We start from the raw sequence: 12,500 nt of genomic DNA on the forward strand, positions 1-12,500 counted from the left end.
AGGAGAGAGGTCGAGCGGCCGTCCGGCGGTGAGACATGAAAGACGCGATCGGCTGGATCAGCTCTGGCATCCTCGTGCTGACGATCGGCAATCAGGTCTACAAGCAGTGGAGGAGCAAGACGAGCCAGGGCATCTCGAGGTGGCTCTTCGTCGGCCAGCTGGCCGCGTCGATCGGGTTCGTCATCTACAGCTGGATGCTCGAGAGCTGGGTCTTCGTGGCGACGAACTCGCTCATGGTCGCGAACGCGCTCGCCGGCGCGACGATCGTCTATCTCCAGCGGAGGCGCCGCGCGCCTCCGCCTTCGGAAGACGAGGCCAGGGCCCGGCGAGCGTTCAAGTTTCCACGGGCCGCCGGCCCGCGGGGGCGACATCTGAGAGCCGGTCGCGGTGCGCTGGCTGTCCTGTCTCGCACGAGTGGAATTCGAAGCAAACGAACACACATTCATGCGACACGCGCGCTTCTCTCCGCACAGACACGCGGGAAGCCCGCCAATCGGGCCTGAACCGATCAAGCATGCAAAAGTGAAGCAGGATCGGTCGATGTTGAGCATGCGTCGAATGCCCCCTAGACTCGACGGATGCTTAACCCTCGGATTCCTTCATGCGCCGTCGCGCTCGCCGCGACGTTCATCGGTGCTGTGCTGTCGGGCTGCGTCGGTGAGGTGGGCGACGGGTCGCTCGATGGCGAAGGCGGCGGGCCGTCGAGCGGCGCCGGCACCGTGATCCACCCGGGAGACTCAGGCAGCGGGCCGAGCGCCAGCAGCGGCGGCTCGACCGCGGCGGGCACCGGCGGCTCGTCGGCCGTGACGACCGGGGGCGCCGGCGGCTCGGCTGCCCAGGGCGCCGGTGGCTCGGCCACGGCAGGCGCAGGCGGCTCGTCGGCCGAGGGCGCCGGCGGCGCCAGCAGCTCGGCTGCGCAGGGCGCCGGCGGCGCTGGTGGCTCGGCCACGGCGGGCGCGGGCGGCTCGTCGGCCGAGGGCGCCGGCGGCTCCTCCGCGCAGGGCGCTGGGGGCTCGGCCACGGCCTCGACCACGGCCGGCACCGGAGGCTCGACCGGCGAGGGTTCCGGGAGCGGCGCTGGCGGCTCGGGCGGCGCCACCGGCGCGGCGCAGCTGTGCGTCGATACGATCAACCAGCACCGCGCCACGCTCGGCCTGCCGCCCCTCGCGCGCTGGGTCGAGGCGGAGTCGTGCTCCGATGAAGAGGCCGAGTCCGATGGGAACACCGGCCAGGCGCACGGCGCGTTCGGCGCTTGCAAGGAGAGCGCCCAGAACGAGTGCCCCGGGTGGGGTGGCCCGCCGGACTCGATGATCGTCCCGTGTCTGCAGCTCATGTGGGACGAGGGGCCGGGCGAGGATTTCGAGAAGCATGGCCACTACATCAACATGAGCAGCACCCGCTACACGAAGGTGGCTTGCGGGTTCCACACCTTCCCGGACGGCAGCGTCTGGGCGGTGCAGAACTTCCGGTGACGGGCGCGGTGAGCGCTCACGGACCTCATCCGCCGGGCGCCGTGCCCCCGCGGGCACCGGCGGATTCATCTTCTCCCGGGACCGCCGCGCCCTCCTCGAGCTTGCCGGTGAGCCGCACGCGCGTCGCGCGGTGCACCCACACGTCGAACGCCTCCATCATGCGCCGCTCGATGGCCGCGCCCTCGAGCAGGCCGAGCGCGCGCGCGACGGCCTCCAGCGTCGACAGGGCGCCCTCGTGCGGCGCGCGGCGCAAGCCATAGCGGCTGGGCGCGCCCTCGGGCAGCGTGACCGGCTCGGCGCCGCGCGCGTCGGCGTCCCGGTGGACCGCACGGCGCGCCTGGTTCCAGTTGCCGTCAGGGACGAGCAGCACCACCGGCTCGCCGCCCGCGTCGTCGGGCGTGAGGGCGCGCGCCTCGGGCGACGGGAAGAGCACGAGCCGGCGGCCCTCCGGCAGCGGCGGGCGCGGCCGCGGCGCGATCTCGCCGCGCACGCGCACCTCCGCGCCTTCGAGCAGGCGCGCGACGAGCCGGCCCGTGTTGGTGCTCCTCGTGCGCTCGATCCGGTGGGTGAGCAGCACGACGCGCGTGCGCACGGAGAGCCGGGGCAGCGCGCCGCAGAGGCACATCGCCTGCGGCAAGCCGCAGCCGCGGCAGCGCGGCGTCCCGCGCGCGCGGATGGGGGGCAGATCGGGCGGCTGCAGCGGGAGGAACGTCATCGCGTCCGGGCCGGACGTTCTCCCACGCGCCGGCCGTCCCGGTCAAACGGCCCCGCGCCGGACAGCGGGATCTCAGGGGAAATAGCTCCAGGGCATCTGCGCCTGTCCGAGGGAAGCCGTCGACCTGGAAGGGAGCCGGAACACGCGCAGCACCTCCGCGACGAACGCCCGTGGATCCTGCGTGATGTAGAAGTGATCGCCCGCCATCACGCGCAGCTCGACCCGCCCTTCCAGCCAGTGCTTCCACGCCTCCACGTCGTCCTGACGGGCCTCATCGTCGGCGGATCCGTGGAGCAAGAGGGTCGGCGTCCGGAGACGCCTGGTACAGCGGTCCAGCGCAAGGCGGTAGCTCTCCGAGGCGAGGAAGTCGCCGCGCAGCATCGGCAGGAACACCTCTCTGAGCTGCGCGTCGGCGCGGAATTCCGCGGGACACCCTCCCAGGCGGATCAGCTCCTCGACGAACCCGTCGTCATCGAGCGGGCTGAGCATGCGGCGTGGGATCAGATGGGGAGCGTGGCAAGCGGACAGGACGAGGCCGGCTGGCGCCCGGCCCCACTGCTCGAGCAATCGGCATGCTTCGAACGCGATCTGCGCCCCCACGCTGTGGCCTATCAGAAACCACTGGCCGCCGGGGGGCTCAGCGCACAGCTCGTGCGCCAGCTCGGACGCGCTGTGCTGAACGCTCCGCATGCCGGACTCGTGCAGACGATGGTCGCGCCCCGGGTAGGTCACGAGGGACGCCGAGACGTCCACCTGTGACAGCGCCTTCCAGCTGCGGAAGGCGCTGTGGCTCCCACCACCGAAGGGGCAGACGATCAGGTGCGGGCTGGACGGGGCAGACGCGCTCACGATGCGGCGCAAACTTCGGGTAGATCTGTTCAAATTCCTGCTCTTTTCTGGGGTTTCAACCCGCTTGTCGCTCTAGAGCGATTTTCAGCTGAGCCTGGTACGAGCGTCGCAGAGCGGCGGTCACCCGCACAGGAGACGGGTCCAGATCGGCGTTTTCGGCGCGGAAGCGCACTCCAGTGCGCTGAGCACCGAAAACGTCGAGATGGGCCCGTATCCGAAGCGGGTGACCGCCGCTCTACGTGGGCATGGCCGGCGAGGCGCCACAGACCTGCTTCGCCAGGGCCCGCTTGTTGACCTTTCCCACGCTCGTCTGCGGAAAGCTCTCCAGGACCTTCAAACGATCGGGCAGCTTGAACGCAGCCACTCCCAGGCGGCTGAGGTAGGCGTTCACCTCGGCGAGCGTGGGCGCTTCGCCGCGCGCGATGATGCAGGCACAGGTGCGCTCTCCCATCGTGGCGTCCGGGATGCCGACGATGGCGACGTCACGGATCGCCGGGTGAGCCAGGAGATGGTTCTCGAGCTCCTCGACCGGGACCTTCTCCCCTCCCCGGTTGATCACGTCCTTGCTCCGGCCTTCCACCACCAGATGCCCGCTGGCGAGCCGCCGCACCAGATCCCCGCTCCGGTAGAAGCCGTCGGCGGTGAACGCCCGGCGATTGTACTCCTCCGCGCGATAATATCCGCGGATTGTATAGGGGCCTCGGACCTGAAGCTCACCGACCTCGCCGTCCGCCACCTCGACATCCGAGGCGTCGACGATCCTCACCTCGTCGTCCTCGGCCATCGGGCGGCCTTGCGTGTCGATCACGGCGGACTCGGGGTCGTCGAGCCGCGTGAAGTTGAGCAGCCCTTCCGCCATGCCGTAGACCTGCTGCAGCCCGCAGCCGAGGACGGGTCGGACGCGTGCCGCCGTCTCGGCCTTGAGGCGAGCGCCTCCCGCCTGGATCCACCGCAAGCTGCTCAGATCGGCCTGCACCCACTCCGCCGCCTCGAGCCACAGCAGGACGAGCGGCGGGATGAGGGCGGTCACGGTGATCTTCTCCTGCTCGATCAGCCGAAACGCGGCCTCGGGGCTCGGGTCCTTGCAGAACACCACGGTACCGCCGGCGTACAGGGCGCCGAGGGCGCCTGGACACCCCAGGGCAAAGTTGTGCGCGATGGGGAGGCTCACCAGGTACCGGGTGCTCGCGTCCAGGCCTGTCACATCGGCGCTGAGGCGGACGTTGCAAACATAGTCGTCGTGGGTACGGGGGATCAGCTTGGGAGCGCCGGTCGTGCCGCCCGACAGCAAGAGCAGGGCGACATCGCGCGCGTCCGGCCCGGCCATGATCTCCGGCGGCGCGTCCACCTCGGAGAGCGGCACGAACTCCTCTGCGTCGCCCACCACGAGGACATGCCGGAGGCTCGCCACCCGCTTGCACACCGAACGGGCGAGCGACCGGTAATCGAAGCCGACATGCAGGTCGGCGATCACATAGGCGACCGACTGGGAGAGCTCTGCCAGATGCACGATCTCCGTCTCTCGATGCGCCGGCAGCGCCAGCACCGGGATGGCCCCGATCCGGAACAGCGCGAAGCACAGGGGAAGAAACTCGGCGATGTTGGGCAGCTGAACCAGGACGCGCTGCTCCTCCGCGATGCCGAGCCGGCGCAGCCCCGCGGCCATGCGATCCGCGCGCTCGTCGAGTTCCTGGTACGTCCAGCGACGCGCTCCGTCGACGACGGCCACGCGCGCCGGCGTCGCTCGGGCCCGCGTGCGCAGCATCTCGCCCAGGCGCTCGCCTCGCCAGTACCCCGCTTCCCGATAACGATCCACGAATTCAGTGGGCCAATCGACACATCCACTCAACATGGGTGCTCCCTTGCTTTCACCGACGTTCGTCGGCGCTCACTGTCCTGCGCTTCGATGCGCGCGGCCCGGGTCAGCGTTCGGGCGGGCAGGCAGCACGGCCGCGCCGTGCAGGAGGGTCGGGTCGAGATCGGCGGTCAGGCCGGCGATCTCGATGGCGCGGACCCCCGTCACCTCGGCGGGCTCGAGCGCGAACGTCGGGTCGTCACCGACGATCCGGCGCACCGCCTCTCGATGCTCGGCGCGGACCCCCATGCGCACCCGGCTGAGCCTCCTGGCCCCGTTCGGATGGCGGTTCTCTCTCGGATGTTGAGGCGGATCATAGGGGGTCACGATGAACGGGAGGCGATCGTTCGCCGGATAGGCAAACTTGAAGCGGATCTCCTGGCCATCGGGCTTCGTCCGTCGCCACCCGATGGCTCTCCCGACGGGGACCCCTGCCTCTCGCAGCGCGGCGAGCTCACGGTCGAGAGCGCGCGTGTCCACCACGACCGCCACGTCGCAGAAGCCCTCTCCGTGCTCGGACCAGCGGATCATCCGCCGGCCCGAGCCGCGCCCGGCCATCAGCTCGATCGGCCACTTGAACCACCGCGCGCTGCGCGGCGTCGTGAGCAGCTCGACGATGGGGCCTTCCGTGAACCAGATGTGCGCGTGCTGGGCCTTTCGCTCGGGTGTCGCGTAGTCCACCTTGAACCCGAGCTCTCTGTAGTCGCGCACGGCTTGATGAATGTCGCGCACCCATACCAAGACGTGGCTGCAAGAAGTCGCCATGTTCATTTCTCCCGAGCGCCAGGCGCTCGATCAACGCGCGCCGCTCCCGGCTGCATCGAAGGCCGCAGCGCGCGCCGCCGCACGCAGCTCGTCGACAGGGAGCGGCTCCGGGGTCTCCGGACGGATGAGCTCCGGCATCCCGATCCGCTCCGTCAGATCACGCCACGCGAGCGACACGCCGAGGGCCCACTGGCCGCTGCGAATACGGCGGGGCGGGTCGGCGATGTCGCCGCACAGGTCGTGCAAGGCGACAACGACCGCATCGGGCCACGTCCGCGCGAACACGTCGTGATAGCTGCGCGTGTGCTGGTCGCCGAGGATCAACGTGCTCTCCACGGCGAGGCGGTCCGTGCCGGGGCCGCTCATGATCAGGCGCCCGGTCGGGTCGCGCGGCGAGTGCATGCGCGGATTCCAGAGGACGGGTCCGTGGGTGTCGGCCAGGGTCAGCACGCCGGCGTCGCATCCGAGCGAGATGCGGTGCATGAGCAGGGAGTGATTGTCTGGATCCTCGGGGTGGACCTGGTTCTGCACGCGGAGCGTCACGGGCACGCCGCCGAGGGTCGCGCTCAGGCTCTGAAACGGCTGGCCCTCGGCCGGCGACGGCCGGCCGCCTCGCGGCGCGCATTCGGAGAACGACCACGGGCGCAAGTCGCCTGCGGCGCGGCCGATCACGTCGAGCAACGGATAGGCGACCTGGCTGTTGCAGGCGGCGTCGATGAACTGGATGCGCTGGCGCTTCCTGATGTACTCGGCCGCGGCAAGGAACTGCCGGATCGGGCGCACGTTCGGGTACAGCGTGTTGACCGCGTACGCAGCGCCTCCCCGCTTCGCGGCCTTCAGGCACGCGGTGATCTCCGCGGCGTGCACGGGGTGTTCCTGCAGCACGTGGATCCCGCGCTCGAGCAGCGTCCTGGCCAGATCGGAGCCTGGGCCGCCGGTCGCCCCCGAGCGCACCACCACGCAGACGATGTCGATGTCGCCGGGGATGTCCTCCACCCTGGTGTAGAGCGGCGCTCCGTAGCGCTCGGCGCACTTCCTGGAGAACTCGCTGCCGCGCCCGAGCACGCCGGCGAGCGTGAATGACTCCTGCGCCGACGCGACCGCATCGAGGTAGATGCGCCCGAAGGCGGTGCCGGCGACGACGACGCGCTTCTTCTTGCCGCCGCCGGCGCTCACCAGGTCACCTGCATCGTCAGCGGCCCCCGGAAGAACGTCGCGGTCTTCCACTGGACGTCGGCGTCGAGGCGCAGATCCGGCAAGCGGGTCACGAGCGCTCTCAGCGCTTCCTGAAGCTCGACCCGGGCCAGCGACGCGCCGATGCAATAATGCATCCCACAGCCAAACGCGAAGTGCGCCCGCGCGTCTCGATCGAAGTCGAGCCGGTGTGGATCGGAGAACTTGCGGGGGTCGTGGTTGGCCGCGCCGACCGACGCAAACACGGGCTCACCCGCGCGCACCAGCGTGTCGCCCACCTGGACGTCCTCGGTGGCGTAGTGCGGAAACATCGCGGCGGACGCGAGCGGAACGAAACGGAGCAGCTCCTCGACCGCCTGGGCCACGAGGCCAGGATCCGACTTGAGGCGCGCGAGCTGCTCCTGATGGGTCAGGAGCGTGTAGATGAAGTTCGGGATCTGCGAGGACGTGGCCTCGTATCCTGCGATCAGGATGGCGATGCAGAGCTGGACCAGCTCGCGCTCGTTCAGGCGGTCGTTCACGTCGTGGGCCTCGATGAGCGCGCTCATCAGGTCGTCGCCCGGCTCGGCCCGGCGCAGGCGGATCAGCCCCATGATGTACTGGGATAGTTCGCCGAGGTTCCGCTGCGTCTGCTCCGCTGTCTGCGTGTTGGTCGAGAGCAGAGAGTCGTTCCACTCCTTGAACCTGGACTGATCCGCCACCGGAACGCCCAGGAGCTCGCAGATCACGGACATCGGGATCGGCAGCGCGTAGTCCCGCACGAGATCCGCAGGGGGGCCTTTGGCCACCATCCTGTCGATCAGCTCGTTGGCGAGGTCGCGGACGTGCGGGCGCAGCTGCTCCACGCGCCGGTTGGTGAACGCCTGGGTGACCAGGTTGCGGATGCGGGTCAGCTCGGGCGGGTCCATCATGACGATCCCGCCGGCGATGCGCGGGAGCGCCCTCGGGGCGTCCGCGCGCTTCGTGGCCTCCTCGCGGCTGAACCGCCGGTCGGACAGCACGAAGCGGACGTCCTCGTAGCGGGTCGCGAGCCACGCCGGCTCGCCGTAAGGCAGCTTGACCTTGAGCAGCCCCGGCGTTTGCTGAGCGCGGGAGTACGCCGAGGCGAGCGCGATGCCGTCGAAGAGATTGAACGGATACTGGATGGGGGGATTCGTCGCGGTAGTCATTGCGTTCGTCCTTGTGATGCCGCCGTGGAAAGCGGGCGGGAATCGAAGCGCCGGCGGCGCGCGGCCCAGTCGCGCAGCCGCTCGCGGTCGAGGGCGCCGCCTGCGGCGAGCGGCAGCTCATCCACGATCTCGATGCTGGCGGCGGCTCCCAGGCGCTCGCCGAGATGCTCGGAGAGGTGCTCCGAGGTCAGCGGCATCCGATCCATCTTGGTCCGGGCTGCGAACACACGATGGCCGAGCCGCTCCAGCGGGTGGCCGTCCCAGGGCAGCCCGAGGACGCGCTGGAGGCCAGCGCCGTCCAGCGCCGCGTTCCACTGAGGCAGCGAGAGGAACGTCGACTCCGTCTCGGCCCTGCCGTCGCTGGCGTCGTCCAGCATGAAGGCCTGGGACGCCATCACCCAGAACTCTTCGACCGTGGGCTCGGTCAGGACGAGCCAGCCGCCGGGGCCGAGCAGCTCGTTGAGCCAGCGGAGGGAGGCATCCGTGTTCCGCGCGGCGTTGAGCACACCCCCGCCGATGATCACGTCGAACGAGTTCGGGGCGAAGCCCTGGTCTCTCGGCGCGGTGTTGATGTCGTAGAGGCCGAAGCGCACGCACCGGTGCCCGGTGAGCCGCGGGGCGGCCTGATCAAGGAAGTACCTGGAGACGTCGGTGTAGAGGTAGTCGACCTCGGCGCCCGAGAGCTCCGGCAAGAGCGACTCGGAGGTCGCGCCCGTGCCGGCGCCGACCTCGAGCAGCCGGATCGGCCGCTGCCCGGGCCATTCCCTGGCAATCCTGCTCACGAGGAGAGCGACGGCGCGGTGCTGGTACCGGGCGGCGATGCTCTCGCGATACAAGGCCCTGGCGAGGTCGGTGCGCCCTTCCGGGAACAACAGGTGGACGGCCCGCACCGCGCCGGAGATCAGGTCGGGCAATCGGTCGGCGTTGCGGACCGCGTAGTCGATCGTGCCGGCCGCGCCGACCGTGGCCAGCCATTCTCCCTTCAGCTCGTCCCATGCGCGCGCCAGCGCGGCGTCCGAGAAGTCGCAGACCGGGCCCACGGCGCTCAGCCGATCTCCGTCCCGGCGCAGCAGCTTCTGCTCCGTGAGCACCCTCAGCCAGCGACGGATGAGCGGCCGATGCGCGGCGGCGACCCGCGCCCGCGCGAGCACCTCGTCCACGGTGTGGGCGGCGGCCGTGTCGGTAAACAGGCCGCTGCGGCCCAGCGCGTTGAGCATCGACAGCAGCGCTGTCTGTCCCAGCCGCTCCACGGCCGCGATCGCCCTGTTCAGGTCGGTCCCGGCGAGCTCGGCGTCCAGCGCGGCGGTCGCCTTGGCGATCAGGCGCTGTCCGCTCGCGTCCCCGTCGGCATCGTCGCTGGCACGCTTCGCGGGGACGGCAAAGACGGCCCAGCCGCCGCCGTCGGAGGGGATCACCGCCGCCGCCGCCACGCTCGGATGGCTCATCACGAGCTCCGCCATGCGCGCCGCTTCTTGCTCGGCTCTGCGCAGCTCGCGCTCCACCGGTACGAGCCCGGCTTCACCGGCGATCCTGTCCACGAGCTCTGCGCCGAAGAGGCGCCGGACGGCCGCGGACGACTCGGCGGACAGCGCTCCACCGGCGCCTGCGCCGGCGTCGACCACGATGCGCCGCAGCGCCCCGAGGTCGGCGAGCGCGGCCGCCGGGTGGGCCAGGAGGCTACGCAGCAGCGTCGCTGACACGATCGCGCAGTCGGGGGCCGCTCGCTCGAGGAACGAAAGGGCCTTGGCCGGGCTCGCGGCGCTCGCTGCGCTCGCGTCCACCGCGTGATGGTGGACGGCGGCGCCCGCGCTCCAGCTCGCGAACGCTGCATCCCCGCCGAACCCGGCCAGCGGCGAGAGCACCGCCGTGCGCGCAGGCGAAGGGCCGAGCGCGTCGCGCAGGGCAGCCACCGATTCGCAGAACACCGCTCTCGACCACACGAAGGATCCGCGAACCACGGAGAACGGCGCGTCGTCCACCAGGCGGGGCTCACAGGCGCTCGCCCCGTCGAGCGCGGACAGGTCAGCGTCGGTGATCCTCAGGACATCGCCGCCGTCGCTCGCCGGCGGCTCGGCAGAGAACCGCGCGCCGAGCAGCATCGCGGCCAGCCGGACGGGCAGGGCCTGAGGCCTGTCTCCGGCGCTCCAGCTCAGCGTGCGGCCCGCGACGGCCCCGCGCTGGCGCAGCGCCGTGACAGCGCGGTACGTCGCGTCGAGCACCTCTGCTCCGGTCCACTCGCGCCCGCTCGACACCAGCGCCGCTCGGCTCGCGAGGCGCTCCAGCCCATCGATGATCTGTCTCACGGTCATGGCACCTCCTCGGGTGGTCGTCAGCAGGCGGTGGCGAAGAACAGGTGCTGGCCTGCCACGGCCAGGGGTGATTCGAGCGAAGGAAGGACGAACCGCGGCACGAAGGCTGCGGCCAGGAGCTCCTCATTCCAGCCGGGCGCGTCGACGAACACCTGATCGGTCCCCGCGCGCCGGTCCTCGCTGCCGAGCGGCGGCGAGCCGGCCGCAGGAGACAGCAGGAACTGCATCGCCGTCAGGATCGCGCAGTTCTCTCGTGTGGAGTCCGTGAAGATGAGCCACCCGCCGGGGGCGAGCGCGCGGCGGATGCGGCGCAGCGTCCGACCCGTATGCGCGGCGTTGTGGAGGACATTGCCCGCGAGCACGACGTCCGCCGCGTGCGGCTCCACCCCCTGCGCCGTGAAATCGATGTTGATGTCGAGCACGGCAGTGCGCATCCCGCGATGGCGGCCGAACCGCTCCTGCGCCGCGGCCGTGAACGCGCGCGCGATGTCGGTGAACAGGTAGTCGACAGGCGCGCCGTCGAGGGCCCGCAGCGCGGCTGTCGTGGTGAGCCCGGCGCCTCCGCCGAGCTCGAGCACGCGCAGCGGCCGGTGCCGCAGCTCCGCGCAGCGGCGCACGAGGTGAGCGCCGGCGGCGCTCAGGTAAGCGGTGAAGACGTTGTCCTGGTAGGCGGCGATGGTGGAGAGGTCCTGCCGCTCGCGAAACAAGAGCTGCTGAATCGAGAGCTCGTCGCGCACGAGCGCGTGCAGGCGGAGCAGCGCGGCCTGGTGGACTTCCGCCATCGCGGGCGGGAAGCCGAGCGCGGCATACGCGTCGGGCAGGTCGGAGGCCGCGCCGGCGTCCCGCAGGGCCCGTCGCCACACGTACTTATCTGCCACGCTGCTGAGCACACCGTGGTCGCACAGCGCGGCGAGCCACCGCCGGACGAGCCATGCGTGCCGCGGCGCCGCGCCCAGCGCGCCGACGATCTCCTCCGCTGTGCGCGGTTCACCGGCCGGATGCACGGCGCCGCTCGCGACGAGCAGCTCCCCCAGGGCTCGCAGGCTGATCGCCTCGAGTCGCTGCATCGCCCCCGGCAGGTGCGCCAGGGCATCCCGCCCCGGCGCGGGTTCCAGCAGCCGAGTGAGCCTCAGCCCCGCCTCGTGTGTCTCGTCGCCCGTCGGCACGCCGGGCGCCTCACCATCGGCGTCGTCGGCGGCGGCCTCCACGGCCGCGGCGGCCAGATCGGCGGCCGGGACGACCTCCGCGTCGGCGCGCGCCGTCGCCGAGCCGAGCGCGGCGAGGACGTCGTGCCGGAGGCGGCACAACGTGAGCTGAACCTGAGCCTCGCTGACGGCTGCGCCTGGGCTCTCAACGGCATTGGCAAACGCCGTCAGCTCGTCGCGGGTCGCACGCAGCCAGCTCATGGTCTCGCGCTCGGCCGGCGCGTCCGTCCCGCCGAGCAGCACGGCAGACCCCGTGGCGTGGGCGGTCCAGAGGACGTCGCCGTGAACCCCGGTCAACTCCAGCTCGCCGGCGTCGCTGCCCAGGGCGAGCTCGACGACCCTCTGCGCCTCTGACGACACCTCGTTGCGCACGCGCAGGACGATGGGAACCCCCGCGAGGCTGCCTCCGAGCACGACAAGCCCGCTCCCGAGCGGCGCCGGCTCACGGATCTGCCAGGGGCGCAGGGCGCCGAGCGCGTCTCCCAGGAGGCGGAGCAGCGCCTGGATCGACGCTCTCGTGCACGTCGCCGCGACGTACCTGATCGGCGTGCGCGCGCGCAACACCTGCGCTGCGCCGAGGAACCGCCGGGATGCCGGCGTGGCAGAGGCGACCGCTGCCACCCGGAATGCGGCCCGAGAAAGGCGCGATTGCCGCAGGCATGCGGCGAGCTCATCGTGCTCGAGCGGCGCCTCCGCCAGCACAGCGCTGCCCCGCCCCAGGAGGTCGACGGCGCGCTCGGTCACCGGCACGCCGTGCCCGGCCGCCGATACCCAGCAGCTCACGCCGGCGCCGAGGGGTGCCTGATCCGGCCGGGTCCAGAGCGGTATCCTGGCCTGATCGGCGAACCTCCGGGCGCCCTCGCTGTCGTCGGCGAGCTGGCCGATGAGGCGAAAGCGCCCATTCAACCGCTCGAGCGCCGCCAGATGTAGACGACCGAACCCGGCGCCGCACAACACGAGAGGCATC

Annotated in this window: 10 protein-coding genes; 2 read left to right on the forward strand and 8 right to left on the reverse strand. The window is 71.2% G+C overall.

All coding sequences use genetic code 11. From position 1 onward, the window contains the following. Positions 1-35: 35 nt before the first annotated feature. Together WMF46_RS39855 and WMF46_RS39860 are read left to right on the forward strand one after the other, a co-directional pair. A complete protein-coding gene (locus WMF46_RS39855; RefSeq protein ID WP_437981996.1) occupies positions 36-503 on the forward strand; it encodes a hypothetical protein in 468 nt (155 codons plus the stop codon). A gap of 75 nt (positions 504-578) precedes the next feature. Further along, on the forward strand, positions 579-1,472 hold the full coding sequence (locus WMF46_RS39860) for a CAP domain-containing protein (RefSeq protein ID WP_437981997.1): 894 nt from the start codon (positions 579-581) through the stop codon (positions 1,470-1,472). Between the two features lie 25 nt (positions 1,473-1,497). Here the strand turns inward: WMF46_RS39860 and WMF46_RS39865 are convergent, their stop codons facing one another. The 8 genes from WMF46_RS39865 to WMF46_RS39900 all read right to left on the reverse strand — a co-directional run bounded on the left by WMF46_RS39865 (position 1,498) and on the right by WMF46_RS39900 (position 12,499). Continuing rightward, positions 1,498-2,187, reverse strand: coding sequence for a tRNA-uridine aminocarboxypropyltransferase (locus WMF46_RS39865; protein WP_437981998.1), 690 nt, complete (start codon positions 2,185-2,187; stop codon positions 1,498-1,500). A gap of 72 nt (positions 2,188-2,259) precedes the next feature. Next, a complete protein-coding gene (locus WMF46_RS39870; RefSeq protein WP_437981999.1) occupies positions 2,260-3,036 on the reverse strand; it encodes a thioesterase II family protein in 777 nt (258 codons plus the stop codon). A 235-nt stretch (positions 3,037-3,271) separates the two neighbouring features. Further along, entirely contained in the window at positions 3,272-4,888 is a 1,617-nt protein-coding gene (locus WMF46_RS39875) for a (2,3-dihydroxybenzoyl)adenylate synthase (RefSeq protein ID WP_437982000.1), read from the reverse strand. Between the two features lie 36 nt (positions 4,889-4,924). Then, a complete protein-coding gene (locus tag WMF46_RS39880; protein WP_437982001.1) occupies positions 4,925-5,656 on the reverse strand; it encodes a VOC family protein in 732 nt (243 codons plus the stop codon). Between the two features lie 30 nt (positions 5,657-5,686). Next, positions 5,687-6,832 carry a Gfo/Idh/MocA family oxidoreductase gene (locus tag WMF46_RS39885; protein ID WP_437982002.1) on the reverse strand — a complete coding sequence of 382 codons (1,146 nt, stop codon included), beginning with the start codon at positions 6,830-6,832 and terminating at the stop codon, positions 5,687-5,689. Next, positions 6,829-8,019 carry a cytochrome P450 gene (locus WMF46_RS39890; RefSeq protein WP_437982003.1) on the reverse strand — a complete coding sequence of 397 codons (1,191 nt, stop codon included), beginning with the start codon at positions 8,017-8,019 and terminating at the stop codon, positions 6,829-6,831. Before WMF46_RS39890 ends, WMF46_RS39885 begins: the two co-directional genes overlap by 4 nt. Continuing rightward, positions 8,016-10,328: a methyltransferase gene (locus WMF46_RS39895; protein WP_437982004.1), complete on the reverse strand. Its 2,313-nt coding sequence runs from the start codon at positions 10,326-10,328 to the stop codon at positions 8,016-8,018. Before WMF46_RS39895 ends, WMF46_RS39890 begins: the two co-directional genes overlap by 4 nt. A gap of 20 nt (positions 10,329-10,348) precedes the next feature. Next, entirely contained in the window at positions 10,349-12,499 is a 2,151-nt protein-coding gene (locus tag WMF46_RS39900; RefSeq protein ID WP_437982005.1) for a methyltransferase, read from the reverse strand. Position 12,500 lies beyond the last annotated feature (1 nt).

The sequence above is a fragment of the Sorangium sp. So ce117 genome (assembly GCF_051524395.1).
Taxonomy (GTDB): Bacteria; Myxococcota_A; Polyangia; order Polyangiales; family Polyangiaceae; genus Sorangium; species Sorangium cellulosum_B.